We start from the raw sequence: 26,351 nt of genomic DNA on the forward strand, positions 1-26,351 counted from the left end.
CCCTGGCGCAACTGACTTGGATCAATAACCGGCCTTGATCACGGCGATACCTTTGTTCAGCACTTCACGCCAGGCCTGGCGCACATCCGCGTCGCATTCCTTGTCGTGCTCGCTGATGGTCAGCAGCAGCGCGTCGAGCCACAGGTCGTAGAGTTCGGGGCGGATGTCCAGACGCTGGCGCGAGTGCGATTCACCGAGGGCACGCAGCTTGGTGTCGGGCATGCCGCGGGCGTGCATCACCAGATTGAGGATGCCCTGGCGTAGCAACTGCTTCTGCGCGGCCATGTCGGTGTCGACGAATTTCTCACGGATCAGCGGCGAGCTGGCGAGGAAGTGGCGGTAGAACGCATCGAAGAAATCCGGGCTGGCGCAACAGCGTCCATAGCTTTGCATCACACGATTGGCGGCGGTCATTGAGGTTCCTTGTGAATGACGAGTGGCAGGCAGCCTGGGTTTCCGGATGAGGTTCAGCCGTGAATGCCGCGGGTGACCTCGATGATGTAGGTGATGATCGGCTTGGCCAGGAACGCGAACAAGCATAGCCCCAGGCCGAGAAACAGGATAGCGGTACCCAGGCGACCGGCCTTGGACTTCTTGGCCAGATCCCAGATGATGAAGAACATGAACAGGATCAGCCCGCCCACTAGGACGTACATCATCAGGGCTTCGAATTGTTCGGTTTCCATTGCGGCCTCATGCACCTGCTGGCGCCAGAGTGAAGACTCTGGCGCCGGATGAAGGTGCTTTCACGCGGGCATCGAACGGCTCCACGGAAAGCGCGGGGCGTCGATTATACGCCTGCGCGCTCAGGGTCGCAGTAAAGCCGGTCACGTCTGCGTCGATCAGCCGCGCAGGTGCTGCAAAGGCAGTTGGGTGCTGGACAGTATCTGTTGCAGGACGAAACTCGAACGCACGCTGGAAACCCCGTCGATCCGCGTCAGCGTACCCAGCAGCAGCTTCTGGTAGTGATCCATGTCCGGCACCACCACCTTGAGCTGGTAGTCTGCGTCGATCCCGGTGACCAGGCAGCATTCCAGCACCTCGGGGCATTTGCGAATCTCTTCCTGAAAATGCTCGAAGCGCTCGGGGGTGTGGCGATCCATGCCGATCAGCACATAGGCGGTCAGGCTCAGGCCGAGCTTCTTGCGATCGAGCAGGGCCACCTGGCCGGTGATGTAGCCGTCGTCTTCCAGTTGCTTGACCCGCCGCGAGCAGGGCGAGGGCGACAGGCCGATGCGTTCGGCCAGCTCCTGATTGGACAGCGCAGCGTTGCGCTGCAATTCGGCAAGAATGTTCAGGTCGTAACGGTCGAGTTTGTCCATTTTTTCATTGGCTCATTATTTGATTGCGCTAAATATTGCTCCTTTGGTGATTGGTTGCGCAATCGGTAAGTTTGTAAGCAATATTCGCAATCTTCTCTCGGCGCGGCAGGCGTAAGCTTTCTCTCAGTTTCACGGCCCGGACGAAAAGTCCTACCGGCCTCGCCCAACCAGGTGAGCTGGCGCCGACGATCCTACCGGATCGCACCGGCACCCGGGTCCGCACTGCCCAACCAGGCAGGCGACGAAAGCGGCGACACCATTGCCAGTACCGGACACGAAAAAGGGGAGGCCATGTGCCTCCCCTTTTTCGTGCGCGCTGATCAGGCCAGGCCGCTCAGACGCAGCAGCCACCAGGCGAGAATCAGCATCTGAACCAGCAGGCCGCAAAAGCGCAGCCAGACGAACAGTGGGCGGGTGCTGATCAAGTGCATCGAGGATTGGAACAAGCGTGCGCCCAGCAACAGGCCCGCCAGTGGGTCGGTAATCCCGGTCTGCCCGGTGTGCATGGCATAGAGCAGCACTGCCGCTTGCAGAGGCAGATTCTCGATGCAATTGGCATGCGCACGTGCCAGGCGCTGGGCGAAGGTGCCGGGTGTGTTACTGCCATCCGGGACGAACGCATTGACCTTCATTCGGCCGCTCAACACCAGCAGGCCGCGTTGATTGACGATCAGGAACACCAGTAGCAATGGCCAGGCGACCAAGCCAAGCAGGGCAATGGCAGAGGGAGAGATAACCATGGTGGCTCACCGTTTTGGGGTTGGGCCACGCAGTGTAGTGGTTTTAGAGTATTTGCTCTAGTTTGGCTTCGGATGATCGTTCATGGCGCGGCGGTTCGCCCGCGCGCGACGATTTCACTCGGGTCGGCATGCACCAGCACTTCGGCTTGCGGGTAGTTCTGGCGAATCGCCGCTTCCACCGCTTCGCAGTGCGCGTGGGCTTCGGACAGGCTCATCTCGCCGTTCAGTTCCAGGTGCAATTGAACGAACCAGTGCGTGCCGGAGATGCGCGTGCGCAGGTCATGGGCACCGAGCACGCCGGGTACGGCCGTGGCCAGCGCATACATGTGCTGCGAGGTTTCGCTGGGCAGCTCTTCATCCATCAGCACGGCGATGGCGCCGCGCACGATGCTGATGGCGCTCCAGAAGATGTAGACGGCGATGCCGATGGCGAAGATGGCATCCATCTGCTGCCAGCCCAGGCGAGTCAGCAGCAGGGCGACGAGGATGCTGGCGTTGAGCAGGATGTCGGAGCGGTAGTGCAGGGAATCGGCGTGGATGGCGGTGGAGCCGGTTTCGCGCACCACCTTGCGCTGGAACGCCAGCAGGGCGACGGTCAGGGCCAGCGACAGCAGCATCACGGCGATACCGGCGCCTTCGGCAGCCAGCGGCTGCGGCGATTGCAGGCGCTCGACGCCCTGCAGGCCGATGAGGATGGCGCTGACGCCGATGAACAGCGCCTGGCCGAGACCGGCCAGCGCCTCGGCCTTGCCGTGGCCGTAGCGGTGATCGTCGTCCGCCGGGCGCAGGGCGAAGTGCACGGCGATCAGGTTGATCAGCGAGGCGGCGCTGTCGAGCAGCGAGTCGGTGAGGCCGGCCAGCAGGCTCACCGAGCCGCTCAGCCACCAGGCGACGGCCTTGGCCAGCACCAGGGTCAGCGCCACCGCCAGGGCTGCCCGGGTGGCCAGGCGCATCAGCCTGGCATGTTGCGGATTGGGCATGGCTTCAGGCGGCCGGACGCAGGCCGTAGGCGGCCAGTTGCTGGCTGCTGCCGCTGTGCTGGATCAGACGCGGGTCGTCGAGCGGCAGTTGCTCGCCGGTCTGGTTTTCGATCAGTTGCTTGAGCGCCAGTTGGTCGACCTGGCCATCGGCGCCGATGACCTGCTTGAGCTGCTGCGGATCGACCTGGGCGGTCTTGCCCTCCGGCAGGTAGATGGCGCCGGTGGCGAAATCCACGGCGAAGGCGATCAGGCCGGGAATCACGTAGAAGAGGATGCCGATGGCATTGGCGCCGGCGATCAGCGGGTCGATCTTGCCTTCGATCTGGCCGCGACGATCCGGGTAGAAGATGGTGCCGCAGGCACTGAGTTGAGCGAGCAGGGTAGCGGCGATGACGCCAGCGATGACACGGGATTTCGTGCGCATGAGCACCTCCAGGAAAAAGTGGCGCAACTATAGCAGTTCGACATTGCAAAACCGTTGAGCGGGCCGGCTCGGTCGAGCCCGGGCGCTTCATCGTGCCGGCGTTGCCGGTAATCCTCAGACCGGCCAGCACCCTGGCGGTTCGCCGTTATAATCGTCGGCTTGCTGTGGAGAGCCCATGAACACCCTGCCCATCGATGCCCTGCTGCCTGCCCTGCGCGATGCCCTGAGCGCCCGCCACGAAGTGGTGCTGGAGGCGCCGCCCGGCGCCGGCAAGACCACCCGCGTGCCACTGGCCTTGCTCGATGCGCCCTGGCTCGCCGGGCAAAGCATCCTCATGCTCGAACCGCGCCGCCTAGCCGCCCGCGCCGCTGCCGAGCGCCTGGCCAGCGAGCTGGGCGAGCGCGTGGGCGAGACGGTCGGCTACCGCATCCGCCTGGACAGCAAGGTGGGGCCGAACACCCGTATCGAGGTGGTCACCGAGGGCATCCTCGCCCGTCGCCTGCAGGACGATCCGGCGCTGGACGGCGTCGGCCTGGTGATCTTCGACGAATTCCACGAGCGCAGTCTCGACGCCGACCTGGCCCTGGCGCTGACCCTCAATGGCCGCGCCATGTTCCGCGCGGCGGACAGCGGCGAGGCGTCGCTCAAGGTGCTGCTGATGTCCGCCACGCTAGAGGGTGAGCGCCTGGCCGCGCTGCTTGGCGATGCGCCGGTGCTGCGCAGTGAAGGGCGCATGTTTCCGGTGGATATCCGCTGGGGTGCGCCGTTTCAGCCGGGTGAATGGATCGAGCCGCGGGTGCTGCAGACGGTGCAGCAGGCATTGGCCGACGAGCCCGGCAGCCTGCTGGTGTTTCTGCCCGGCCAGGGCGAGATTCGCCGCGTTGCCGAGCAACTGGGCGAGGTGCTGGCGGGGCGTGACGATATCCTGCTCTGCCCGTTGCATGGCGAACTGGATCTGAACGCCCAGCGCGCGGCCATCGAGCCGGCGCCTGCAGGCAAACGCAAGGTGGTGCTGGCCACCAATATCGCCGAGACCAGTTTGACCATCGACGGCGTGCGTGTGGTGATCGATGCCGGCCTGGCGCGGGTGCCGCGCTTCGATCCGGCCAGCGGCATGACCCGCCTCGATACCCAGCGCATCTCCCGTGCCTCCGCCACGCAGCGCGCCGGTCGTGCCGGGCGCCTGCAACCGGGCGTCTGTTATCGGCTGTGGTCGCAAGCGCAGCACGAGCAGCTCAGTGCCTATTCGGGTGCGGAAATTCTGGCGGCCGATCTCGCCGGGCTGGCCCTGCAACTGCTGCGCTGGGGTGTGACGCCGCAGGAGCTGAGCTGGCTCGACGTGCCGCCACCGGCCGCCTATGCGCAGGCGCTGGATCTGCTCGGGCGCCTCGGTGCGCTGGACGAGCGCGGCGCGCTGAATACCCATGGCCAGGCCATGGCCGAACTGCCCAGCCACCCGCGCATCGCCCATCTGCTGCTGCGTGGTCAGGCGTTGGGGCTCGGCCCGCTGGCCTGCGACCTGGCAGCACTGCTGTCCGAGCGCGACATCATGCGCGGCGGCCAGGGTGGCGGCGCCGATCTACACAGCCGACTGGCTCTGCTCAGTGGCGAAAGCCGCGCCGCGCGCTCAGCCCAAGGTGGCGTACAGCGGGCGCGGCAACTGGCCAAGCAATTTCAGGGGCTGCTCAGGGGGAAGGCGGTGAGCCAGGCCGTAAGCGACCCCGGGCACCCGCGCTGGCTCGGCTGCCTGTTGGCCTTCGCCTACCCGGATCGCATCGCCCGGCAGCGCCGCGCCGGTGGCGCCGACTACCGTCTGGCCAATGGCCGCGCCGCGCAGTTCGGCGAAGCCGATGCGCTGATGAAGCATGAATGGCTGGTGGTGGCCGATCTGGGCAGCCGTCAGGGCCAGCGCGAAGAGCGCATCTACCTCGCCGCCGAGCTCGACCCGGCGCTGTTCGAGAGCGAGCTGGCCGAGCAGGTGACGACGCTGGATCTGCTCGACTGGGACGAGCGCGAAGGTGTGCTGCGTGCCGAACGCCAGCGCAAGGTGGGCGAACTGGTGCTGGAGCGCCAGGCGCTGGCCGCGCTGGACGACGAGGCGCGCAGCCGCGCCCTGGTCGGCCTGGTGCGGCGCAAGGGCCTGGAACTGCTGCCCTGGACGCCCGAGCTGCGTCAGTGGCAGGCGCGCGTGGCACTGTTGCGTGAGCTGGATATGCAGCAGCAAGGGCAGAGCGAATGGCCGGACTTGTCCGATACCGCGTTGCTGGCCAGTCTGGAGCAGTGGTTGACGCCGTTCCTGGGCAAGGTCAATCGCCTCAGCCATTTCGCCAACCTCGACCTGCCTTCGATCCTGCAGACGCTATTGCCCTGGCCGCTGCCGCAACGCCTCGATGAACTGGCGCCGCGCACCTTGGCGGTGCCGTCCGGCTCGCGCATCGCCATCGACTACGGGGAAAACCCGCCGGTGCTCGCCGTGCGCCTGCAGGAGCTGTTCGGCCTGGCCGCCACGCCGCGCATCGCCGCTGGCCGCCTCGGCCTCAAACTGCACCTGCTGTCGCCGGCACGCCGCCCGGTGCAGGTGACCCAGGATCTGGCCAGCTTCTGGGCCAACACTTACATCGATGTGAAGAAGGATCTGAAAGGCCGCTATCCCAAGCATTACTGGCCGGATGACCCCTTGATCGCCGAGCCCACGGCGCGGGCCAAACCGAGAAAGTGAGAAACCGATGCTGACCCTGAACGTCGGGCCGCTGGCCCTGGGAATCACCCATATCCTGCTGTTCGGCAGCCTGCTTCTGGCCACGCTGGTTGGTTGGCTGATCGGTCGCCGCCATGGCTGCAACCCGGAAAGCCAGTTGTTCCGCATGCTCATGCTCGGGCTGTTGGTGGCGCGGCTGGCCTTCGTATTGTTGTATGCCGAGTTCTACCGCGATGCGCCGTGGCGCGTGGTGGATATCCGCGATGGCGGTTTTATCGCCTGGCCGGGCGTGCTCGCCGGGCTGGCCTTGGGCGCCTGGTATCTCTGGCGCCAGGCACGGCTGCGCCGGCCGCTGGGCGTGGCGATGAGTGTCGGCCTGGCCCTGTGGCTGGGCGGCAGCCTGCTGTTGCAGGCGCTGGAGCAGGGCACGCGGCTGCCCGACCTGCAGGTGCAGGACGCTCTGGGCCGCACGGTGAACCTGCGCGATTACACCGGCCAGCCGTTGGTGATCAATCTCTGGGCCACCTGGTGCCCGCCGTGTCGGCGCGAGATGCCGGTATTGATGCAGGCGCAGCAGCGCGAAACGGGCGTCACCTTCCTCTTCGTCAATCAGGGTGAGGGGGCCGAACAGGTCGCTGACTTCCTCTCTGCTCAGCACCTGGAGCTGGACAACCTGTTGCTCGACGGCAGCACCCAGCTCGGCAGCCTGGTGGGGTCGCGGGCACTGCCCACTACGCTGTTCTATGACGCCGAGGGCCGGCAGGTAGGTAGCCATCTCGGTGAGCTGTCGCAGGCCAGCCTGGAGCACTCGCTGGCCCGCTTGCGCCGCGACTGAGGTTCAGTGCAACCACAGCGTCTCGCCACTGTCTTCAAGCTTCTGGTAGACACGGTCGAGGTCGTCACGCAGGCGTTCGGCGCCTGCTGCGTGGCCTGAGTAGATGAGCCGCAGCGGCAGGCGCTGCACTTCGACGAAGGGCAGCTCGGTCATGTTCAGCTCATGCTTTGCCTGCTCGATGGGTGCCTGGTAGTCCAGCAGGTAATCCGCGCGCCTGAGCATGAGCATCTCCACGGCCGCCGTGTGGCTGGCGGTGCGGTGCTGGGTGATCGCCCACGCCGGATCCTGCAGCCAGCGATTGATGCACTGCCAATAGCTGTAGCCGGTAATCAGAATCAGGCTGCTTCCTTGCAGGTCGTCCGGCAGGCGCGGGGCTGGTGTATCGGGGCGAAAGTACAGGTTGAGCACGACTTCACCGAGCAGGTGGCGGCTTTCCAGGGTGTGCCCAGCCAGTTCCGCCTTGCCTGGGGCGCCGACCCAGAGCTGCACGCTGCCGTCGCGCAGGCCGTTGTACAGGCGGGCGCTGGGGTAAGCGCGGAACTCGGCCTGGTAACCGGCCTCTTCGAGCAGGCGTGCGGCCAGTTCCAGCCCCGAGCCACTGGGCAGGCCTTGAGCATCGGTATAGGAAATGGGTGGAAACTCGTAGTAGCCCACATGAATGCGGGGTGGGGCGGCGTTCGCGTGGGCGAGCAGCAGCCACAGCAGGGCGAAGGATATCGGGCGCAGGCGTTTTGTCATTGTTAGCTGAGGATGGAGAAGTCGCGGGGGCCTGTCTAGCAGACTGTTGAAAAACTACCTGCGTTGTCTGGCCGTCGTTAAAAACAGCCTCAAAATGCTCATTTACAGAACATAAACTGCGCTTTTTCGGCTGTTTTTGCCTAGGCCAGCCTGCCTCGCCTACGTTTTTCAACGGCCTGCTAGGGGCTACTGCTGATGCGGCAGGAAGAAGCGACCGATCACCGGCAGGTGGTCGGAGATGGCCTGCGTATCGTGCTGCCGTACCTGGCTGCTGAAGGGCGTCAGGCGCTGGCTGTAGAACAGGTAGTCGAGGGTGCGATCCGGGCCGCTGGCGGCGGGGTCGTTGGGGAAGTGGGTGTACCACTGCGCCTGTTCGGCACCGTTGGCCTGCGACAGGCTGGGGATCATCGGGTAGCGACTGGCGAGGGCCAGCAGTTCGCTGTTGGCGGCGTACCAGCCACGCTGCCCCGGTGGCAGATGCTGAAACTGGCCAGGCGGCAGCAGATTGAGGTCGCCACCCAGGATCCAGGGCAGGTCGTTGGCCTTGAGTCGCTGCAACAGCGCGTCGGTCATCGCCACCTGGCGCTGCATGGTGTCATCGCCCTGGGCGAAGGCATCGAAATGGGTATTGATGGCCACCAACTCGCCGCCACCGCGGATCGGCAGGTAGCTGAGCAGCAGGGCGCGTTTGAGCTGGAACAGCCAGCTGATCGGATCGCTGGGCATCTCCGGTAATTGCAGGCGCTCGGCGCGGCTGATCTGAAAGCGGCTCAGGGTGCCCAGCTTCATCCCGACGCTGCCGAGAATGCGCGGGTGCGGGACGAAACCGGCCTTCCAGTAGAAGGCCTGGCTGGCGCAGGGGTAGAGCTCGCCCAGGCGTTCTTGCAGCAGCGCGAGCTGATCCTGATAGTCAGTGGCCCGAGCGCCGTCGTGCAGTTCCTGCAGCAGCACCAGATCCGGTTTCTCGTCGCGCAGGATGCGCACCACCTCGTCGAGACTGGTGGCCAGGTCGGTGGCGCTGGGGCGCTCGTCGGGGCCGTCGCCGCCGGGCAGGTCGTACCAGAACACGTGGCGTTTGCCAGCCAGATATTGCACGTTCCAGGTCATTACCTTGAGTGCCTGGCCCGGTTGCAGCATTGGCACCTGGCCGTTGCAGGCGGTCGCTGCCGGCTCTTGCGCCTGCGGTTGCCAGGTCAGGGCATAGAGCGCCACGCACAGCCCGCCGAGCAGTAGCACCAGAGCCAGTGCGAGTAGGCGAACGAGGCGGGAACGGGGCATGGCGGTGACGGCGATCGGCTTGCAGGAGCGGGGCAGGATAACCGACTGAGCCGGCAACGCCCAGGCAAGGGTGGTGTAGCGCAGGCCAGGGTGCTAGAAAGAGTCGAGGACAGGAGAACGCTCATGCATCGCAAGGTATTCGCCAACAAGGTATTCGAGCGCAAGGTGGTGGTGATCAGCGGTGGCTGTGCCGGGATCGGCCGGGCGCTGGCCCTGCGCATGGCCCAGGCCGGGGCGCGGCTGGTGATTCTCGACCTCGATCAGGCGGCGCTGGACAGCCTGGTGCAGCACCTGGCCGATCACCACAATGTCGAGGCGCTCGGCCTGCTCTGCGACGTGGCCGACGCCGACGCGGTGCAGCGGGCCATGGCGCTGGCGGTTGATCACTTCGGCGGCATCGACGTGCTGATCAACAATGCCGGCGTCACCCACCGCAGCACCTTCGCCGATACCAGCCTGGCGGTGTTCCAGCGGGTCATGGCGGTGAACTACTTCGGCGCCCTGCATTGTACCCAGGCGGCCCTGCCCAGCCTGATCGCACGTGGCGGCCAGATCATCGTGCTCAGTTCGCTGTCGGGCATCGCTCCGTTGCTCTATCGCAGCGCCTACAACGCCAGCAAGCACGCATTGCACGGCCTGTTCGAGACCCTGCGCTTCGAGCTCAAGGGCTCCGGGGTCAACGTCATGCTGGTGTGCCCCGGTTTCACCGCCACCGACCTGCGCAAGAACGCCCTGGTGGGCGACGGCTCGGTGGCCGCGCAACCGCCACTGGCCATGGGCAAGGTGGCTTCGCCCAGAGACGTGGCCGAAGCCATCTACCGGGGCGCGCTCAAACGCAGGCGTCTGCTGGTGCTGTCCAACGTCGACTGGCGCGCACGGATTCTCGCGCGCTTCTTCCCACGGCTGTTCGAGCGGGCGCTGCTGCCGCGCCTGTCCGGGCTCAAACCGGCTCGCTCGGAGCGGGCTTGATGCGCCGCTGGCTGCTGGGGCTGCTGTTGCTGCCCTTGCTCTGCCGTGGCGCCGAGCCCGAGCAGCTGCGGGTGATGACCGACCTCTGGCCACCCTTTCGCATGCGCGATGAAACCGGGGCGTTCATTGGTCTGGACATCGACCTGCTGGCGGAGCTGTCACGGCGTAGCGGGCTGCGCTTCGAGATCGAACAGGCGCCCTGGGCGCGTGGCCTGGCAGAGCTGGAACAGGGGCGGGCGAGCCTGATGACCGGCCTGGCGAAGACTCCCGAGCGGGAGCGTTACATCCAGTATCTGGACAAACCCTACTACCGTTGCTCGCCACGCTTCTACGCCACTCCGGCGATTGCCGTGCTGCTACGCGACTATGCCAGCCTGCGCGGCTTGCGCATCGGCTATGTGCTGGAATCGGTCTACTTCGAGCCTTTCGATACGGATCGCGCGCTGGACAAGTTCGGCGTCAACAACGAGGCGCAACTGCTCGACATGCTCGTGTTGGGGCGCATCGACGCCCTGGTGGGCACCGACTGCCAGGTCGACCATGCCCTGCTCGACCCGGCGCTTAGCGGGCGCATCGTCAAGGCGGCCTATCACCCGCAGGCGCAGATCGATCTCTACATCGGCTTTTCGCGGCGGCGACCGGCGCACCTGGAGCAGGTGCAGGCCGCCCTCGACAGCATGCTTGCCGACGGCTGGGTCATGCGCGCTGCGCAGCGTTATCGCACCGGTGGCCCCGTAGTGCCCTAACAGGCCGTTGAAAAACGTAGGCGAGGCAGCCAGTGCAAGGCAAAAACAGACGAAAAAGCACAGTTTACAAGTTGTAAATGAGCATTTTGAGGCTGTTTTTAACGCAGCAATGGCAACGCAGGTAGTTTTTCAACAGCCTGCTAAGCCTGGTTCTGATCCCAAAACGCCGCCTCGATCTTGTGGCCGTCTAGGTCGCGCACGAAACAGCCGTAGTAGGGCGCGCCATAGTCCGGGCGCGGCCCTGGTTGGCCCTCGTCCTTGCCACCGGCTGCCAGTGCCGCCTGGTGAAAGGCATGCACCGCAGCCTTGTCCGGGGCGATGAAGCCGAAGTGGCAGCCGTTGCCGAGGGTTGCCGGCTGGCCGTCGATGGGCGTCTGCACCCAGAACTCCGGGTAGTCGCGGCCGAAGGCCACGGCGCCAGGGTGGCGCATGATCTCGCGGCAGCCCAGGGTGGCCAGCACCTGGGCATAGAAGGCGCTGGCCGCCTCGAACTGGTTGGTGCCAATGGAAACGTGAGACAGGATGCTGGGGTTGCTGTCACTCATGGTCGCGTCCTCGCGTGTCGAGTGTGCAAGCCTAGCAGGCCGTTGAGAAACGTAGGCGAGGCAGGCAAGACAATACCGATGGCGGCCCCGCAAAAACAGCCGAAAAAGCGCAGTTTACGTTTTGTAAATGAGCATTTTGAGGTCGTTTTTAACGCAGTATTGCCAACGCAGGTAGTTTTTCAATGGCCTGCTAGTCGCTGTCTCGCGGCTCTGCCGACGACTCGGGCTCCAGCAGCATGAACAGACGGAAGACCACCACCACGGCGAGCAGTTGAGCGAAGCCGCTGGCCGTTTGTTGCAGCACCCAAGGCAGGCTGTCAGCGCGCTCTGGCAGCGTCCACCAGTCCAGCAGCCAGAGTGGCACCAGCACGCAGGCCAGGCAGCTGAATATCGGCAGGAAACGTCCCTCGGTCAGCGCAAAGCTGTTCTGCATGGCCCGCAGCGGTGGCGCCTGCTGCAACACCAGGAAGAGTTCGGCGAAGGCCAGGCGCACCATGATCCAGATACCCGGCACGATGAACAGCGACAGGCCGAGCAGGATCGCCAGCGTGCTGAAGCCCACCAGCAGCGCGAAGCGTGGCCAGAGCTGCAGGGCTGCCGCCAGCAGTTGCCCCTGACTGGCCTGCCGGCCATGGCTACGGGCATGCAGGAAGAGAATCAGCGGCGCGGCATACAGCGGGTAGAACAGCGCCCCGAGGAGGATGGCGTAGGCCGGGTTGGCGTTCTCACCGAGTTGCGCGGCGAGCAGGGCCTGGCAGATGGCCTCGAGCAACAGCAGGGGCAGGCACAGGCGAGCGATGCTGAACAGATGGCGGCTGAAGAAGAACCAGGCGTCGCTCAGCACGGACAGAGCATTCATCGGTGGGCTACCTGTGGCGCGAAGGGGGCAAAGCGATTCAAGAGAACTCCTGGGAGGAATCGAGCATGGCGCAAGGATAGGGTGCGTGACATGACCAGGCCAGCCCCGTCCGGCTCTGGCATACTGATTCGACTCATTTTTCCCAGAGGATTCCCGGTGAAGAAGATCGCCGTATTCGCCGACGTGCAGAACCTCTACTACACGGTGCGCCAGGTGCATGGCTGCCATTTCGATTACAGCGTGCTGTGGGCCGAGGTCAGCCGCCGTGGTGTGATAGTCGAGGCCTATGCCTATGCCATCGACCGGGGTGATGCCAAACAGCAGCAGTTCCAGCAGATCCTGCGCAAGCTCGGCTTCACCGTGAAGCTCAAGCCCTACATTCAGCGCGCCGATGGTTCGGCCAAGGGCGACTGGGACGTGGGCATCACCATCGATGTGCTCGACGCCATCGAGCGCGTCGACGAGATCGTCCTGGCTTCCGGCGATGGCGATTTCGACCTGCTGCTCGAACGCGTGCGCAGCCGCGGCGTCGAGGCCATCGCCTTCGGCGCACCGGGGCTGACCGCGCAGTCGCTGATCCGCGCCGCCAGCCTGTACGTGCCCATCGAGGGCGAACTGCTGCTTCACAAGCTCTGAGGTTTTACGTGGAATCCATTGCCGTCATCGACTTCGAGACCACCGGCGTGTCGCCGACCCAGGCGCGTGCCACCGAGATCGGCGTGGCCATCATCGAGGATGGACGCATCGTCGACCGCTATCAGAGCCTGATGAACAGTGGCTCCTGGGTGCCCCCCTTCATCGAGCAACTGACCGGCATCAGCAATGCCATGCTGCGCAGCGCGCCACCGGCGCATCAGGTGATGAACGAAGTGGCCGACTTCATCGGCGAGCGGCCCATGCTGGCGCACAACGCGGCCTTCGACCAGAAATTCTGGGATGCCGAACTGGCGCGGGTGCGCCGCCGCCGTTCGCAGCCGTTCGCCTGTTCCTTGCTGCTGTCGCGGCGCCTGCTACCCGAGGCGCCGAGCTACAAGCTGGGCAACCTCAACACCTGGGCCGGCCTGCCGGACACCGGCCGCGCCCACCGCGCCCTGGCGGATGCCGAGATGGCGGCGAACCTGACCTTGCACCTGTTCCAGCTGCTACGCGAACGCCATGGCCGCCATCAGGCCGACCATGCCTTCCTCTGCCAGTTGCAGAACCTCTCGGCGGCCAAGGTGCGAGCGCTGCTGGCCACAGCGTAGCCCGGATGCAATCCGGGGACTGCCTTGCCGATTTCCCGGATTGCATCCGGGCTACCTGGCTTGCGTCTGCATGCGGGCTCCTACAGGAAGGCCGGCGCGGGTAAACTGCGCGTCTGTTTCCTTTCCGATTCGGTTGCCCCATGACCTTCGCCTCCCTCGGCTTGATCGAGCCGCTGCTGCGCACCCTCGCCGATCTCGACTACCAGACTCCGACCCCGGTACAGAGCCAGGCCATCCCCGCCGTGCTCAAGGGCCGCGACCTGATGGCAGCGGCGCAGACCGGCACCGGCAAGACCGCCGGTTTCGCCCTGCCGTTGTTGCAACGGCTGACCCTGGAAGGCCCGCAGGTAGCCAGCAATTCGGTGCGCGCGCTGGTGCTGACGCCGACTCGCGAGCTGGCCGAGCAGGTGCTGCAGAGCTTCCAGGCCTACGGCCAGTACCTGCCGCTGAGCAGCTATGCGGTATACGGCGGGGTCAGCATCAACCCGCAGATGATGAAGCTGCGCAAGGGCGTCGATGTGTTGGTGGCCACGCCAGGCCGCCTGCTCGACCTGTACCGGCAGAACGCGGTGAAGTTCGCCCTGGTGCAGACCCTGGTGTTGGACGAGGCCGACCGCATGCTCGACTTGGGTTTCGCCCGCGAGCTGGACGAGCTGTTCAGCGCGCTGCCGAAAAAACGCCAGACCCTGCTGTTCTCCGCCACCTTCTCCGATGCCATCCGGCAGATGGCCGGCGAGCTGCTGCGCGACCCTGTGTCGGTGGAAGTCAGTCCGCGCAATGCCGCCGCCAAGAGCGTCAAGCAGTGGCTGATCCCGGTGGACAAGAAGCGCAAATCCGAGCTGTTCCTGCACCTCTTGCAGCAAAAGCGCTGGGGCCAGGTGCTGGTGTTCGCCAAGACGCGCAAGGGCGTCGACCAGCTCGAACAGGAACTGCTGGCCATGGGCGTGGCCGCCGACTCGATCCACGGCGACAAGCCACAACCCAGCCGCCTGCGCGCCCTGGAGCGCTTCAAGGCTGGCGAAGTGCAGATTCTGGTGGCCACCGACGTGGCCGCGCGCGGGCTGGATATCGACGACCTGCCGCTGGTGGTCAACCTCGACCTGCCGATCAATGCCGAGGATTACGTACACCGCATCGGCCGTACCGGCCGCGCCGGCAGCACCGGTGAAGCCATCTCCCTGGTGTGCGCCGACGAGGTGGATCAACTGGCGGCCATCGAGAACCTGACTCAGCAACTGATCAAGCGTGTCGAAGAGCCGGATTTCATTCCCGATCACCGCGTCCCGCTGACGACGGTCGGCGGCCAGGTGCTGAAGAAACCCAAGAAGCCCAAGCAGAAGCTCATCCCCGGCGCGGCCAAACCCGCCGGCAAGGGCAATATCCATCTGGGCCGCTGGTTCGAGGACGACGATGCCAAGCCGAAAGCCAAGGCGGTGCGTAAGGTGCCGAGTTTTGGTGGCAAGCCCAAGGGCGGCAAGAAGACTTGAGAGCTGTCAGCCCATTACGCCAAAGCCACGCGCCATCAGCGTGGCCAGCAGCGGGATGACCAGCAACAGCAGCAGCTCCAGGCGAATGCTCCAGGTCACCAACGCGATCTGCCGGGGGTTGGGCTCGGGCACCTGGCCGGCCCGCAGGGCCTTGCGCCAGTTGAAGAACACATAGGTGGGCAGGATCGACAGCAGGGCGGCGAGGATGAACAGCCCGACCTTGGCATGGAACAGGAAGTTGCCCAGGTAGTAGTCCGCGCCCTTGCCGAACCACAGCACCCGTGCCAGGCCGGTGAGCAGCACGATAACGGCGCAGGCACCGTAAGCGATGTCGGTGATCATCAGGCTACGGACACGCTGGAGATCCAGCGGCGCCTTGAACAGCACGTGCTCGACGCTGAGCAGGGCGAACAGAGCGAAGATCGCGATGAAGTGCAGGTAGGCGGCGAAAGCGGTGATCATGGACATCTCCAGAGGTCAGGGCGTTGGTTCACTGCGATTGCGCTCGACTTCATTGACGGCTAGCTGGGCTCTGAGCATTGACGGTCTCTCCTGAGCTACGAGGCGGGAACCATTGGCCATGGCGGCTCAGTTGCCAAGCATAGACGCCCAGTAGCAACGCGCGCAGCCCCATGAAGCTGAGGAAGGCCAGCCACAGGCCATGGTTGCCCAGGCCGTGCAAGGCGAGGGCGATCGGCAAGGCCAGCAGCAGCGCGGCGAGCATGGCGTTGCGCATCTCGCGGGCGCGGGTGGCGCCGATGAACAGGCCATCGAGCAGATAGCTCCATACCGCCAGCAGCGGCAGCGCGGCCAGGTACGGCAGAAATTGCGCAGCCAGCTCGCGCACCTCGGCGATATTGGTCAGCAGGTTGACGAACATCTGCCCACCGAGCAGGAAGAACAGGGCGAAGCCGAGGCTGGCCAGCAGCGACCAGGCGCCGGCCACCAGTAGGGCGCGACGTAGGGCGCTGCGATCCCGCGCGCCGAGGGCATGGCCGCACAAGGCCTCCACCGCATGGGCCAGGCCGTCGAGGGCGTAGGCGGTCAGCGTCAGGCCGTTGAGCAGCAGGGCGTTGGCCGCCACCGTGGCATCGCCCAGGCGCGTGCCCTGCACGGTGATGAGGAAGAACACCAGTTGCAGAGCCAGGGTGCGGATGAAAATGTCGCGATTGACCGCCAGCAGCGGTCGCCAATTGCGCCAGCGGCGCAGCACGGCCAGGTCGAGCTGGCCGGGGTAGCGGGCGAGCGCCGCACGCGTCAGCCACAGGCCGATCAGCGCGCCGCTCCATTCGGCGATCACCGAGGCCCAGGCGGCGCCGGCCACGCCCCATTCCAGGCCAAGCACGAAGAACAGATCCAGGCTCACGTTGAGTAGGTTGGCGGTGAGCAGGATGATCAGCGGGCCACGCGCGCTCTGCGTACCCAGCAGCCAGCCGATCAGGGCGTAGCTCGCCAGGCTGGCGGGCAAGCCGAACAGGCGGATGTGAAAATAGGCGCGGGCCAACTGATCCAGCTCGGCCGAAGGTTGCATCAGGCCCAGCGCCGCCTGGCTGAAGGGCAGGGCCAACAGGCTCAGCAGCAGGGCCAGCAGCACGCCCAGGCCGAGCCCTTGCAGCAGCACCTGACGCAAGGCGCCGCCATCCTCGCGCCCGGCGGCCTGTGCGGCGAAGCCGGTGCTGCCCATGCGCAGAAAGCCCATGGCCCAGGTCAGCAGGGTATAGAGGCTGCCGCCGACCGCCACCGCCGCCAGTTGATGGGCGTGCGGCAGGTGGCCGATCACGGCGGTGTCGACCAGCGCCACCAGCGGGATCGACAGGTTGGAAAGGATCATCGGCGCGGCCAGTGCCCAGACCTTGCGCTGGGTCGGGGCATGGCGCCAGGCATCGAGCAGGGCGGACATCGCAGGCTCCGGCAAAGCGGCGAGTATACGGTGTTCACGGACTGTGCACGGCTTGGCGAAATTCGTCGCTGCATCACGTCCTATCATGGCCGCTCGGCTATAGTGTCGATTTTCGCGCACCCTTCTCCCGGAGCCCGCAATGCCGAACAAAGGACTGCTTCTGGCCCTGGTGCTGAGCCTGCTCAGCGCTTGTGATTCCTCCCAACCCCCTGCCACCGTGAGCAGCCCCGCGCCTGCCGCGCAACAGGCCCAGGCGGCCAAGCCGGCGGTCGATCGCGAGGCCCTGGCCAAGCGCTATGCCGGTCGTGAGCTGGAGGTGGTGGACGTTTCCGAAGTGCAGCTCGATGGCGCCAGCGCGCTGTCGGTGACCTTTTCCGTGCCGCTGGATCCCGATCAGCGTTTCGCCGAGCGCCTGCATCTGGTCGACAGCAAGGACGGCAAGGTCGATGGCGCCTGGGAACTCACCGACAGCCTCAACGAGCTGCGCCTGCGCCATCTGCAGCCGCAGCGCAAACTGGTGCTGACCATCGACGCCGGGCTCAAGGCGATCAACGGCAGCAAGCTGGCCGCCGAACAGGTTAGCCGCTTCGAGACCCGCGACCTGCAGGCCAGCGTCGGTTTCGCCAGCCGCGGTTCGCTGCTGCCGACCCGTCTGGCCGAGGGCCTGCCGGTGATCGCACTGAACGTCGACAAGGTCAACGTCGAGTTCTTTCGCATCAAGCCCGAGGCCTTGCCGCGCTTTCTCTCGCGCTGGGGCCGCGCCAGCAACCTGGACACCTGGGAGGCGCGTGAGCTGCTGCCCATGGCCGAGCTGGTCTATGGTGGTCGCTTCGACCTCAACCCGGCGCGCAACACCCGCGAAACCCTGCTGCTGCCGATTGCCGGCCTGGAGCCGTTCAAGCAGCCGGGGGTGTACCTGGCGGTGATGCGCGAGGCCGGCAGCTACAGCTATTCGCAACCGGCGACGCTGTTCAGCCTCAGTGACATCGGCCTCTCCGCGCACCGTTACCGCGACCGTCTGGACGTTTTCACCCAGGCCCTGGAGGGCGGCGCGGCGCAGTCCGGCGTGCAGCTCGAACTGCTCGATGGCGATGGCGCGCTGCTGGCCGAGGGCAAGACCGATTCCGCCGGCCACGCGCAACTGCCTTTACCAGCCAAGGCCGAGGTGCTGCTGGCCAAGCAGGACGAGCAGACCAGCCTGCTGCGCCTGAACGCACCGGCGCTGGATCTGGCCGAGTTCGACATCACCGGCCCGGCCGCGCATCCACTGCAGTTCTTCGTGTTCGGCCCGCGCGACCTCTATCGCCCCGGTGAAACCGTGCTGCTCAACGGCCTGCTGCGCGATGCCGATGGCAAGCCGGTCAAGGCCCAGCCGGTCAGCGTCGAGGTGCGCCGCCCGGACGAGCAGGTCAGCCGCAAGTTCGTCTGGAACGCGGGTGACGATGGCCTCTATCAATACCAGTTGCCACTGGCCGAGGAGTCACCGACCGGGCGCTGGCAACTGCTGCTGGATCTTGGCGACGGCCATCCGCAGGTATACGAATTCCTGGTCGAAGACTTCCTGCCCGAGCGCATGGCACTGGAGCTCAAAGGCCAGGACGGCCCCATCGCACCGGGCGACGAAGCCAGCTTCAGCGTCACCGGGCGCTATCTCTATGGTGCCCCGGCGGCGGGCAATCGCCTGTCCGGGCAGCTTTACGTGCGACCGCTGCGCGAAGCGGTGGCTAGCCTGCCGGGCTACCAGTTCGGCGACATAACCGAGGCGGATCTGACCCAGGATCAGGAGCTGGAGGAGCAGAATCTGGATGAGCAGGGGCATGCCACCCTTACCCCGGAAAACCGCTGGGGCGATGCCCGCTCGCCGTTGCGTCTGATCCTCCAGGCCAGCCTGCAGGAGTCCGGTGGTCGGCCCATCACCCGTCGGGTGATCCAGCCGGTATGGCCGGCCGAGCGCCTCCCTGGCGTGCGTGGGCTGTTCGATGGCGAAGAGGTGGATGCCGACAGCATGGCCGAGTTTGAGGTGCTGGTGGCCGATGCCGAGGGCAACAAGCTGGCTGCCGACAACCTCAACGTGCGCCTGGTGCGCGAGCGCCGCGATTACTTCTGGAGCTTCTCCGACGGTGAAGGCTGGCGCCACAACTACACCGAGAAATTCCTCACCCTCAGCGACGAGCCGCTGAAAGTCGCGGCCGGTGGCACGGCCAAGGTCAGCTTCCCGGTGGAGTGGGGCCCGTATCGGGTCGAGGTGGTGGACAAGCAGACCGGCCTGGTCAGCAGCCTGCGCTTCTGGGCCGGCTATCGCTGGCAGGACAATGCCGACGGCGGTGCGGTGCGCCCCGATCAGGTCAAGCTGGCGCTGGACAAGCCCGGCTATGCCGCAGGCGATGTGGCCAGGATCACCGTCACCCCACCGGCTGCCGGCAATGGTTACCTGCTGGTGGAGTCCAGCGACGGTCCGCTGTGGTGGCAGGAAATCAGCGTGCCGGCTGAAGGCAAGACCTTCGAGCTGCCCATCGATGAGAAATGGGCACGGCATGATCTGTACCTCAGCGCCCTGGTGATCCGCCCCGGCGAGCGCCAGGCGCAGGTCACGCCCAAGCGTGCGGTGGGCCTGCTGCACCTGCCGCTGGAGCGCGCGCCGCGCAAGCTGGCGGTGAGCCTGCAGGCGCCCGAGAAGATGCGCCCCAAACAGCCGCTCAAGGTCAAGGTGAGCGCGCGCAACGCCGACGGCAGCATCCCCGACAAGGTGCACGTATTGGTGGCGGCGGTGGACGTGGGCATCCTCAACATCACCGATTTCGCCACGCCCGATCCCTTCGCCAGCTTCTTCGGGCGCAAGGGCTATGGTGCCGATCAAATGGACATCTACGGGCAACTGATCGAGGCCCAGGGCCGCGTCGCCAGCCTGGCCTTCGGCGGTGATGCCGGCCTCGAAGCCGGCGGCAAGCGCCCGGATACCAGCGTGCTGATCGTCGCCCTGCAGAGCGATGCGCTCAAGCTGAACGAGCAGGGTGAGGGCGAAGTCAGCCTGGACATCCCTGACTTCAACGGCGAGCTGCGGCTGATGGCACAGGCCTGGAGCGACGAGCGCTTCGGCATGGCCGAGGCCAAGACGGTGGTGGCCGCGCCGCTGATCGCCGAACTGTCGATGCCGCGCTTCCTGGCCGGCGGCGACGAAACCACCCTGGCGCTGGACGTCACCAACCTCTCCGGCGCCGCGCAGAAGCTCGACGTGCAGCTCGACGTCAGCGGCCAGTTGCGCTTGCTGGGCAACGCCCAGGCGCCGCTGAGCCTCAAGGACGGCCAGCGCACCACCCTGCGCATCCCGGTGCGCGCCGAAGGTGGACTGGGCCAGGGGCATATTCAGGTCAAGGTGCAGGGCCTGAGCCTGCCCAACGAGCAGCTCGACAGCTTCAGCCGCGACTGGACGCTGGGCGTGCGCCCGGCCTACCCGGCGCAGTTGCAGCACTTCCGCGCGGTGCTCAACGAGGGCGAGTCGTTCAGCCTGCCCACCGGCACCCTCAATCAGTTCGAGCCGGCTGGGCTGGAGGCGGTGCTGGCGCTGTCGAGCCGCCCACCGCTGAATCTGGGTGAGCAGATCCGCGCGCTCAAGGCCTATCCATACGGCTGCCTGGAGCAGACCACCAGCGGCCTGTATCCGTCGCTCTATGCCGATGCCGCCAGCTTGAAGAAACTGGGCCTGGAAGGTGAGCCGGACGAGCAGCGGCGCAAGAGCATCGAGCTGGGCATCGAACGCCTGCTCGGCATGCAGCGGCACAATGGCGGCTTTGGCCTGTGGAGCGCCGAGAGCGAGGAAGAGTACTGGCTCACCGCCTATGTCACCGACTTCCTCCTGCGCGCCCGTGAGCAGGGCTTCGGCGTGCCTTCAGAAGCCTTGAAGAGGGCAACCGACCGCCTGTTGCGCTACCTGCAGCAGAGCAGCCTGATCGAAGCCAGCTACAGCCAGGATTCCGCCCATACCCGCTTCGCCGTGCAGGCCTATGCCGGTTACGTGCTGGCGCGTAGCCAACAGGCGCCCCTGGGTGCGCTGCGCAGCCTGTTCGAGCGGCGTGGCGACGCGCGCTCCGGCCTGCCGCTGGTGCAACTGGCCGCCGCGTTGAAGCTGATGGGCGATGCGCCGCGTGCCGACCAGGCGCTGGCCCAGGGCCTGGTCAAGCAGCGCGATGGCGAGCGCTGGATGGCCGATTACGGCAGCGCCCTGCGTGACGAGGCGTTGATTCTCGCCGTGCTGGAAGAGCAGGAAATGGCGGCCGGCCAGCGTGAACCGCGGCTGTTCGACCTGGCCGATGAACTGGCCAGCCGGCGCTGGTTGTCGACCCAGGAGCGCAACGCGCTGTTCCTCGCTGGGCGCGGCATTCTAAGCAAGCCGGAGCAGGCCTGGAGCGCCAAACTGGCCAGCGGCGCCTTCCAGTTCGAGCTGAGCGACCAGCAGCCGGGCCTCAAGCTGGAGCGTGGCGAACTGGCCGAGCCGCTGAGTGTGAGCAACGCCGACAGTGCCACGCTGTACCAGCAACTGACCCTCTCCGGTTACCCGACCCAGGCGCCGCGTGCTGGCGGCGAGAACCTCAGCATCGAGCGCGAATACCTCGGCATGGACGGCCGCCCGCTCGACCTGCAGCGCCTGAACAGCGGCGAACTGGTACTGGTGCACCTGGCCGTGCGCGCCAAGCAGCGCGTGCCTGATGCCCTGGTTGTCGACCTGCTGCCCGCCGGCCTGGAGCTGGAGAACCAGAACCTGGCGCAGAGCGCGGCCAGCCTCGACGACGCCGGCGGCAACGTCAAGCAGTGGAGCCGGGCGATGCAGAACGCGCGCATCAAGCATCAGGAATACCGTGGCGACCGCTACGTGGCAGCGGTGGATGTGGATGGCTACGGCACCACCCACCTGCTCTACCTGGCCCGCGCCGTGACCCCTGGCAGCTACCGCGTACCGCCACCGCAGGTGGAGTCCATGTACCGGCCGAACTGGCAGGCCCTGGGCAGTGCGCCGCAGGGGATGGTGGTGCGGGGGAGGTAAAAGCTTCCCTCGGCGAGCACCGCAGCCACAGGAGACGTAGCCCGGATGCAATCCGGGGATTTTCGAGCACAGGGAGGTGCCGGATGGTCAACTATCGTAGAGCCAAGGTAGCTGGCGGCTGTTATTTCCTGACGCTGACCCTACGAGACAGGCGCAGTGATTTACTGTTCAGACAGGCTGCCCTGCTGCGGCAGTGCTTGCGTGATACACAGGCACAACGGCCTTTTCGCTTACCCGCTCTGGTGATTCTGCCGGATCATCTGCACATGCTGATGGTACTGCCGCCCGATGATGCCGATTTCTCCGCGCGCGTCCGTATGTTCAAGGCTTCGTTCGTGGCAGTACTGCGGCAACAGGCAGGGAGCAAGGTGTGTACCAATGCCAAGGGCGAAGCCAATATCTGGCAGCGACGTTTCTGGGAACATCTGATCCGTGACCAACAGGATTACCGCAATCATCTGGATTACATCCATATCAACCCGGTCAAGCATGGCCTGGTTGCGCGCGTGCAGGATTGGCCGCTCTCCAGCTTTCATCACTACGTGCGCCAGGGCTTGCTGCCTATCGACTGGGCTGGCGATGCGCCGGATATCGTCTGTGCCGGGGAATGAACGTGGTCCCGGATTGCATCCGGGCTACAGGTGCCGCGTAGCCCGGATGCAATCCGGGGGCTTGTGCTGACCATGCGATTCAAACGCTGGCGCCGCTGGCTCCTTATCCTCCTGCTCCCCCTGGCCCTGCTCTGGCTCGCCGACCGTCTGTTCCCGCTGCCCTTGCCCGAGGACGATCTGGCCCGCGTGGTGCTGGCCGAGGACGGCACGCCTCTGTGGCGTTTCGCCGATCATGACGGCGTGTGGCGTTACCCGGTGACGCCGCAGGAGGTCTCGCCCTATTACCTCGACGCGCTGCTGACCTACGAGGACCGCTGGTTCCGTCAGCACCCTGGGGTGAACCCGCTGTCGCTGCTCCGTGCGGCCTGGCAGAACCTCTCCGGGGGGCGCGTGGTGTCCGGTGGTAGCACCCTGTCGATGCAGGTGGCGCGGCTGCTCGACCCGCATGGGCGCGATCTGCCCGGCAAGCTCAAACAGCTCTGGCGTACCGCGCAACTGGAGTGGCACCTGTCCAAGGACGAAATCCTCACGCTGTACCTCAATCGCGCTCCCTTTGGTGGCACCCTGCAGGGCGTGGCAGCGGCCAGTTGGAGTTACCTGGGCAAGCCGCCGAGCCAGCTCACTCGCGCCGAGGCGGCGTTGCTCGCGGTGCTGCCGCAGGCGCCCAGCCGGCTGCGCCCGGATCGTCACCCGGAGCGTGCTCAGGCCGCGCGCGACAAGGTGCTCAGGCGTCTGGCCGAGTTCCGCGTGTGGCCGCAGGCGCGGATCGATGAAGCCCTGGAAGAGCCGGTGTTCCTCGCCCCACGTCGCGAACCGAGCCTGGCGCCCTTGCTGGCGCGGCGGCTGAACCGCCCGGGCAGCCCGCCGTTGATTCGCACCACCCTCGATGCCTCGCTGCAACTGCGCCTGGAAGACCTCTTGCTGGGTTGGCGTGCGCGACTGCCGGAGCGCACCTCGGCGGCGATTCTGGTGGTCGAGCACGAGAGCATGGCGGTGCGCGCCTATCTCGGCTCGGTGGATATCGGCGATGCCGCGCGCTTCGGCCATGTCGACATGGTGCGTGCGCTACGCTCGCCCGGCTCGACGCTGAAACCCTTCCTCTACGGCCTAGCCCTGGACGCCGGGCTGATCCACTCCGAGTCGCTATTGCAGGACGTGCCCCGGCATTACGGCGACTACCGCCCTGGCAACTTCGCCGCCGGCTTCACCGGCCCGGTGTCGGCCAGCACGGCCCTGGCCACCTCGCTCAATCTGCCGGCGGTGCAACTGCTCGAAGCCTACGGGTCCAAGCGTTTCGCTGGCGAGTTGCGCAGTGCTGGTGTGCCGATCCGCTTGCCGGCGCTGGCCGAACCCAATCTGGCGCTGATCCTCGGTGGTGGCGGCACCCGCCTGGAGTCGCTGGTCGCGGGCTACAGTGCCTTCGCCCGCGGCGGCATGGCCGCGCGGGTGCGCCTGCAACCGAGCGATACCTTGCGCGAACGGCGCCTGTTATCGCCAGGAGCGGCCTGGATCATCCGCCGTATTCTCAGCGGCCAGGCGCGCCCGGATCGCGACCCGCGTGCGCAACTGGCGCAGCGCCCGAGCCTGGCCTGGAAAACCGGCACCAGCTATGGCTTTCGCGATGCCTGGGCCGTCGGTGTCGGCCCGCGTCATCTGATCGGCGTGTGGATCGGTCGCCCGGACGGCACGCCGGTGCCTGGCCAGTTCGGTCTGGCGTCCGCCGCGCCGCTGCTGCTGCAGGTGCATGATCTGCTGGTGGGCCGCGACAGCCAGCGTGGCCTGGCGCCGCCGCCTGATCCGCAGCCAGCCGAGGTCGGTGTCGCGGCCATCTGCTGGCCGCTTGGCCAGCCACTGGCCAAGGACGATGCCAATTGCCGCCGTCAGCGCTTCGCCTGGACGCTGGAGGGCACCACGCCACCGACCCTGCAGGCTGCTGATCAGCCTCTGGGCAGCGGTCTGCGTGAGCGCTACTGGGTGAATGCCAGGGGGCTGCGCGTGGCCCCCGATTGCCCGGGCGCCGAGGCGCGCGAGTTGCTGCTCTGGCCGGCGCCGCTGGAACCCTGGCTGCCGCGCCGCGAGCGCCATGCCACGCGCTTGCCGGCCAGCGACCCGAGCTGCCCGCCGCCACCCAGCAGCCAGGCAGCGCCGCTGAGCATCGTCGGCGTTCGTGAGGGTGATCGCCTGCGCCGTCCGCAGAGCAGCGGCGAGCCGTTGCGGTTGAGCTTGTCCACCCTGGGCGGCAGCGGTCAGCGCTGGTGGTTCGTCGATGGTGAGCCGCTGGGTGAAACACCGGCCAACGGCACCTTCAACCACGGCTTCCCCCCTGGCCGGCACCAGCTCAGCGTGCTCGATGCCGGTGGGCAGACGGCCAGGCTGGAGTTCAGCGTCGGCCCCTAGCAGACCTCTGGCTTGCTAAGCGTGCCCACGCGACGTATTGCAACAGAAGCTCGGCAGACTGGCGCTCGTCTACCTGCAAACGAGCACGTCGTGATGATCGCTGTTGCCAAGGGGATGCTGGGAAAGCTGAATGCCCTCAGTCCATGGAAGTGGACGCTGTTGCTGGCCTTGTTGTTGTTCGCTTACCAGATCCGGGTGATGCATCTGGACGAGCGTTTGTATTACTGGATCAAGACCTCCCTGCATCAAGAGCAGTGGCAGAGCCGCAGTCTGTGGCTGCCGCAGTACCGGGTCAGCATCGATGCCAAGCCGGTCGCTGGCGTGGACAAGAACTTCTCGGGCCTGAGCTATGACGCCGACCGCCAGCAGCTCTGGGCCGTGCTCAACGGCCCGGAGCAGTTGCTGCGCCTGAGCCTCGACGGCGAGGTGCTCGACCGCCATGTGCTGCAGGGCTTCGATGATGTCGAGGATGTCGCCTACCTGGGCGATGACCTGTTGCTGCTGGTGGAAGAGCGCAAGCAGGCGCTGGTGATCGTGCCGGTGCCCGCCCCCGGCAGCACGCTGCAACGCCAGAACCAGCGCGCCCTTACCCTGACTATCGATGCTGGCGACAACCAGGGTTTCGAGGGGCTCGCCTATGACTCTGGCAGCGACCGCCTGTTCGTGGTCAAGGAGCGCAAACCGCGCAAGCTCTACGAGATCCGTGGCCTGCGGCGCAGCCTGGATGGCGACTTTGGCCTCGAAGTGATCGACCGTCAGGCCTGGGTCGACCAGGCTTCGTTCGCTCGTGATCTGTCCGCTGCACACTTCGATCAGCGCACCGGCCATCTGGTGCTGCTCAGCGACGAGTCCAAGCTGATGGTGGAACTAGGCGCCGATGGCGAGCTGATCAGCTTCCGCTCGCTGCTACGCGGCTTCGCCGGCCTGCATGACAGCGTGCCGCAGGCCGAGGGGCTGACCTTCGACCCGCAAGGCAATCTCTACCTGGCCAGCGAGCCCAACCTGTTCTATCGCTTGGAGCGGCAGTGATAAAGGCTGTGTGAGCTCGCGCTATAAGTGCTTCTCCAACTGCACCAGGGCGACGCGAGCGCCATCCGGCGCGCGGCGTTCGACGATGGCGACGGGGCGATAGCCCAGGCGGGTATAGAGCAGCAGGCCGCCGGCATTGGCGTTGAAGCACGACACCTTCATCACTGAGGCCTTGTACTGATCGCGTGCGATCCCTTCCAGCACTTCCAGCAGATGCTGCGCCACGCCCTGGCTGCGCGCCCAGGGGGCGACCATCAGGTTGCCCAGGGCGCAGAATTCGCCGTGCTGCCATTGGTAGAAATTGGCGAAGCCGGCGACCTTGCCGTCGAGCGTGGCGACCGTGCTTTCGCGACGCTCGGCCATGGCGGCGGCGAGCTGGCCGACGTCCAGCGGCCAGGCAGCCTTGGGGTAGCAGAAGAACAGCTCCTCGGCGTTCTGTGGAAAACCCACTACTTCACTCAGATCGGCGGCGCTGGCCGGGCGGTGCTGCAGGGCTGGGTGCAAGTGTTCA

General features: G+C 66.0%; 24 protein-coding genes. 11 read left to right on the forward strand and 13 right to left on the reverse strand.

Annotation, left to right across the window (positions count from 1 at the left end):
- Positions 1 to 21 precede the first annotated feature (21 nt).
- From ACSVIK_RS15605 to ACSVIK_RS15630, 6 genes are all read right to left on the reverse strand, one after another.
- A complete protein-coding gene (locus ACSVIK_RS15605; RefSeq protein WP_442445176.1) occupies positions 22 to 414 on the reverse strand; it encodes a globin in 393 nt (130 codons plus the stop codon).
- A 53-nt stretch (positions 415 to 467) separates the two neighbouring features.
- Positions 468 to 686, reverse strand: a complete 219-nt coding sequence (locus ACSVIK_RS15610) for a DUF2788 domain-containing protein (RefSeq protein WP_268179077.1) — start codon at positions 684 to 686, stop codon at positions 468 to 470.
- A 156-nt stretch (positions 687 to 842) separates the two neighbouring features.
- The gene (locus ACSVIK_RS15615; RefSeq protein WP_442445177.1) at positions 843 to 1,322 is read right to left on the reverse strand and encodes an Lrp/AsnC family transcriptional regulator; all 480 of its coding nucleotides are present in this window, start codon (positions 1,320 to 1,322) and stop codon (positions 843 to 845) included.
- A gap of 320 nt (positions 1,323 to 1,642) precedes the next feature.
- Complete coding sequence (locus ACSVIK_RS15620; protein ID WP_442445178.1) at positions 1,643 to 2,062, reverse strand: MAPEG family protein; 420 nt, start codon at positions 2,060 to 2,062, stop codon at positions 1,643 to 1,645.
- An 80-nt stretch (positions 2,063 to 2,142) separates the two neighbouring features.
- Positions 2,143 to 3,042, reverse strand: a complete 900-nt coding sequence (locus ACSVIK_RS15625) for a cation diffusion facilitator family transporter (RefSeq protein WP_442445179.1) — start codon at positions 3,040 to 3,042, stop codon at positions 2,143 to 2,145.
- 4 nt (positions 3,043 to 3,046) lie between these two features.
- Positions 3,047 to 3,466, reverse strand: coding sequence for a polyribonucleotide nucleotidyltransferase (locus ACSVIK_RS15630; RefSeq protein ID WP_442445180.1), 420 nt, complete (start codon positions 3,464 to 3,466; stop codon positions 3,047 to 3,049).
- 175 nt (positions 3,467 to 3,641) lie between these two features.
- Here ACSVIK_RS15630 and hrpB point away from each other — a divergent pair, with 175 nt between their 5' ends.
- A complete protein-coding gene (gene hrpB / locus ACSVIK_RS15635; protein ID WP_442445181.1) occupies positions 3,642 to 6,185 on the forward strand; it encodes an ATP-dependent helicase HrpB in 2,544 nt (847 codons plus the stop codon).
- Positions 6,186 to 6,192: 7 nt separating this feature from the next.
- On the forward strand, positions 6,193 to 6,999 hold the full coding sequence (locus ACSVIK_RS15640; RefSeq protein WP_442445182.1) for a prolipoprotein diacylglyceryl transferase family protein: 807 nt from the start codon (positions 6,193 to 6,195) through the stop codon (positions 6,997 to 6,999).
- Between the two features lie 3 nt (positions 7,000 to 7,002).
- Here the strand turns inward: ACSVIK_RS15640 and ACSVIK_RS15645 are convergent, their stop codons facing one another.
- Together ACSVIK_RS15645 and ACSVIK_RS15650 are read right to left on the reverse strand one after the other, a co-directional pair.
- Complete coding sequence (locus ACSVIK_RS15645) at positions 7,003 to 7,737, reverse strand: substrate-binding periplasmic protein (RefSeq protein WP_442445183.1); 735 nt, start codon at positions 7,735 to 7,737, stop codon at positions 7,003 to 7,005.
- Positions 7,738 to 7,923: 186 nt separating this feature from the next.
- Complete coding sequence (locus tag ACSVIK_RS15650) at positions 7,924 to 9,015, reverse strand: endonuclease/exonuclease/phosphatase family protein (RefSeq protein WP_442445184.1); 1,092 nt, start codon at positions 9,013 to 9,015, stop codon at positions 7,924 to 7,926.
- 123 nt (positions 9,016 to 9,138) lie between these two features.
- Between ACSVIK_RS15650 and ACSVIK_RS15655 the strand changes: the two genes are divergently transcribed.
- Together ACSVIK_RS15655 and ACSVIK_RS15660 are read left to right on the forward strand one after the other, a co-directional pair.
- The gene (locus ACSVIK_RS15655) at positions 9,139 to 9,984 is read left to right on the forward strand and encodes an SDR family oxidoreductase (RefSeq protein ID WP_442445185.1); all 846 of its coding nucleotides are present in this window, start codon (positions 9,139 to 9,141) and stop codon (positions 9,982 to 9,984) included.
- Positions 9,984 to 10,730 carry a substrate-binding periplasmic protein gene (locus tag ACSVIK_RS15660; protein WP_442445186.1) on the forward strand — a complete coding sequence of 249 codons (747 nt, stop codon included), beginning with the start codon at positions 9,984 to 9,986 and terminating at the stop codon, positions 10,728 to 10,730. Before ACSVIK_RS15655 ends, ACSVIK_RS15660 begins: the two co-directional genes overlap by 1 nt.
- Positions 10,731 to 10,870: 140 nt before the next feature.
- On the opposite strand, the gene ACSVIK_RS15665 is transcribed toward ACSVIK_RS15660, so the two are convergent.
- Positions 10,871 to 11,275 carry a VOC family protein gene (locus ACSVIK_RS15665; protein WP_442445187.1) on the reverse strand — a complete coding sequence of 135 codons (405 nt, stop codon included), beginning with the start codon at positions 11,273 to 11,275 and terminating at the stop codon, positions 10,871 to 10,873.
- 190 nt (positions 11,276 to 11,465) lie between these two features.
- The gene (locus ACSVIK_RS15670; RefSeq protein ID WP_442445188.1) at positions 11,466 to 12,134 is read right to left on the reverse strand and encodes a YciC family protein; all 669 of its coding nucleotides are present in this window, start codon (positions 12,132 to 12,134) and stop codon (positions 11,466 to 11,468) included.
- A gap of 156 nt (positions 12,135 to 12,290) precedes the next feature.
- Here ACSVIK_RS15670 and ACSVIK_RS15675 point away from each other — a divergent pair, with 156 nt between their 5' ends.
- From ACSVIK_RS15675 to ACSVIK_RS15685, 3 genes are all read left to right on the forward strand, one after another.
- Positions 12,291 to 12,770: a LabA-like NYN domain-containing protein gene (locus ACSVIK_RS15675; RefSeq protein WP_442445189.1), complete on the forward strand. Its 480-nt coding sequence runs from the start codon at positions 12,291 to 12,293 to the stop codon at positions 12,768 to 12,770.
- 8 nt (positions 12,771 to 12,778) lie between these two features.
- Positions 12,779 to 13,378, forward strand: coding sequence for a 3'-5' exonuclease (locus ACSVIK_RS15680; protein WP_442445190.1), 600 nt, complete (start codon positions 12,779 to 12,781; stop codon positions 13,376 to 13,378).
- 140 nt (positions 13,379 to 13,518) lie between these two features.
- Complete coding sequence (locus ACSVIK_RS15685; protein ID WP_442445191.1) at positions 13,519 to 14,865, forward strand: DEAD/DEAH box helicase; 1,347 nt, start codon at positions 13,519 to 13,521, stop codon at positions 14,863 to 14,865.
- Positions 14,866 to 14,871: 6 nt separating this feature from the next.
- Here the strand turns inward: ACSVIK_RS15685 and ACSVIK_RS15690 are convergent, their stop codons facing one another.
- Both ACSVIK_RS15690 and ACSVIK_RS15695 read right to left on the reverse strand, forming a co-directional pair.
- Positions 14,872 to 15,327 carry a DUF2214 family protein gene (locus tag ACSVIK_RS15690; protein WP_442445192.1) on the reverse strand — a complete coding sequence of 152 codons (456 nt, stop codon included), beginning with the start codon at positions 15,325 to 15,327 and terminating at the stop codon, positions 14,872 to 14,874.
- Positions 15,328 to 15,376: 49 nt separating this feature from the next.
- On the reverse strand, positions 15,377 to 16,765 hold the full coding sequence (locus ACSVIK_RS15695) for an MATE family efflux transporter (protein ID WP_442445193.1): 1,389 nt from the start codon (positions 16,763 to 16,765) through the stop codon (positions 15,377 to 15,379).
- Between the two features lie 139 nt (positions 16,766 to 16,904).
- On the opposite strand from ACSVIK_RS15695, the gene ACSVIK_RS15700 reads away from it, so the two are divergent.
- The 4 genes from ACSVIK_RS15700 to ACSVIK_RS15715 all read left to right on the forward strand — a co-directional run bounded on the left by ACSVIK_RS15700 (position 16,905) and on the right by ACSVIK_RS15715 (position 25,840).
- Positions 16,905 to 21,803 (forward strand): alpha-2-macroglobulin family protein, encoded by a 4,899-nt coding sequence (locus ACSVIK_RS15700; RefSeq protein ID WP_442445194.1) that lies wholly within the window; start codon positions 16,905 to 16,907, stop codon positions 21,801 to 21,803.
- Between the two features lie 83 nt (positions 21,804 to 21,886).
- On the forward strand, positions 21,887 to 22,414 hold the full coding sequence (locus ACSVIK_RS15705; RefSeq protein WP_442445195.1) for an REP-associated tyrosine transposase: 528 nt from the start codon (positions 21,887 to 21,889) through the stop codon (positions 22,412 to 22,414).
- Positions 22,415 to 22,486: 72 nt separating this feature from the next.
- The gene (pbpC, locus tag ACSVIK_RS15710; RefSeq protein WP_442445196.1) at positions 22,487 to 24,811 is read left to right on the forward strand and encodes a peptidoglycan glycosyltransferase PbpC; all 2,325 of its coding nucleotides are present in this window, start codon (positions 22,487 to 22,489) and stop codon (positions 24,809 to 24,811) included.
- A gap of 93 nt (positions 24,812 to 24,904) precedes the next feature.
- The gene (locus tag ACSVIK_RS15715) at positions 24,905 to 25,840 is read left to right on the forward strand and encodes an SdiA-regulated domain-containing protein (RefSeq protein WP_442445234.1); all 936 of its coding nucleotides are present in this window, start codon (positions 24,905 to 24,907) and stop codon (positions 25,838 to 25,840) included.
- Positions 25,841 to 25,861: 21 nt separating this feature from the next.
- On the opposite strand, the gene ACSVIK_RS15720 is transcribed toward ACSVIK_RS15715, so the two are convergent.
- Entirely contained in the window at positions 25,862 to 26,344 is a 483-nt protein-coding gene (locus ACSVIK_RS15720; protein WP_442445197.1) for a GNAT family N-acetyltransferase, read from the reverse strand.
- Positions 26,345 to 26,351 lie beyond the last annotated feature (7 nt).

The organism is Pseudomonas sp. NCHU5216, from assembly GCF_052156495.1.
In the GTDB taxonomy this organism is placed as follows: domain Bacteria; phylum Pseudomonadota; class Gammaproteobacteria; order Pseudomonadales; family Pseudomonadaceae; genus Aquipseudomonas.

Excerpts from the sequence above, each read along its gene's own strand:
- ACSVIK_RS15660 (WP_442445186.1), top strand. The coding sequence starts at position 9,984 with ATGCGCCGCTGGCTGCTGGGGCTGCTGTTGCTGCCCTTGCTCTGCCGT.
- ACSVIK_RS15640 (WP_442445182.1), top strand. The coding sequence starts at position 6,193 with ATGCTGACCCTGAACGTCGGGCCGCTGGCCCTGGGAATCACCCATATC.
- ACSVIK_RS15630 (WP_442445180.1), bottom strand. The coding sequence starts at position 3,466 with ATGCGCACGAAATCCCGTGTCATCGCTGGCGTCATCGCCGCTACCCTG.
- ACSVIK_RS15620 (WP_442445178.1), bottom strand. The coding sequence starts at position 2,062 with ATGGTTATCTCTCCCTCTGCCATTGCCCTGCTTGGCTTGGTCGCCTGG.
- ACSVIK_RS15670 (WP_442445188.1), bottom strand. The coding sequence starts at position 12,134 with ATGAATGCTCTGTCCGTGCTGAGCGACGCCTGGTTCTTCTTCAGCCGC.
- ACSVIK_RS15655 (WP_442445185.1), top strand. The coding sequence starts at position 9,139 with ATGCATCGCAAGGTATTCGCCAACAAGGTATTCGAGCGCAAGGTGGTG.
- ACSVIK_RS15615 (WP_442445177.1), bottom strand. The coding sequence starts at position 1,322 with ATGGACAAACTCGACCGTTACGACCTGAACATTCTTGCCGAATTGCAG.
- pbpC (WP_442445196.1), top strand. The coding sequence starts at position 22,487 with ATGCGATTCAAACGCTGGCGCCGCTGGCTCCTTATCCTCCTGCTCCCC.
- ACSVIK_RS15665 (WP_442445187.1), bottom strand. The coding sequence starts at position 11,275 with ATGAGTGACAGCAACCCCAGCATCCTGTCTCACGTTTCCATTGGCACC.
- ACSVIK_RS15685 (WP_442445191.1), top strand. The coding sequence starts at position 13,519 with ATGACCTTCGCCTCCCTCGGCTTGATCGAGCCGCTGCTGCGCACCCTC.
- ACSVIK_RS15605 (WP_442445176.1), bottom strand. The coding sequence starts at position 414 with ATGACCGCCGCCAATCGTGTGATGCAAAGCTATGGACGCTGTTGCGCC.
- hrpB (WP_442445181.1), top strand. The coding sequence starts at position 3,642 with ATGAACACCCTGCCCATCGATGCCCTGCTGCCTGCCCTGCGCGATGCC.
- ACSVIK_RS15645 (WP_442445183.1), bottom strand. The coding sequence starts at position 7,737 with ATGACAAAACGCCTGCGCCCGATATCCTTCGCCCTGCTGTGGCTGCTG.
- ACSVIK_RS15650 (WP_442445184.1), bottom strand. The coding sequence starts at position 9,015 with ATGCCCCGTTCCCGCCTCGTTCGCCTACTCGCACTGGCTCTGGTGCTA.
- ACSVIK_RS15695 (WP_442445193.1), bottom strand. The coding sequence starts at position 16,765 with ATGTCCGCCCTGCTCGATGCCTGGCGCCATGCCCCGACCCAGCGCAAG.
- ACSVIK_RS15715 (WP_442445234.1), top strand. The coding sequence starts at position 24,905 with ATGATCGCTGTTGCCAAGGGGATGCTGGGAAAGCTGAATGCCCTCAGT.
- ACSVIK_RS15610 (WP_268179077.1), bottom strand. The coding sequence starts at position 686 with ATGGAAACCGAACAATTCGAAGCCCTGATGATGTACGTCCTAGTGGGC.
- ACSVIK_RS15700 (WP_442445194.1), top strand. The coding sequence starts at position 16,905 with ATGCCGAACAAAGGACTGCTTCTGGCCCTGGTGCTGAGCCTGCTCAGC.
- ACSVIK_RS15625 (WP_442445179.1), bottom strand. The coding sequence starts at position 3,042 with ATGCCCAATCCGCAACATGCCAGGCTGATGCGCCTGGCCACCCGGGCA.
- ACSVIK_RS15690 (WP_442445192.1), bottom strand. The coding sequence starts at position 15,327 with ATGATCACCGCTTTCGCCGCCTACCTGCACTTCATCGCGATCTTCGCT.
- ACSVIK_RS15705 (WP_442445195.1), top strand. The coding sequence starts at position 21,887 with ATGGTCAACTATCGTAGAGCCAAGGTAGCTGGCGGCTGTTATTTCCTG.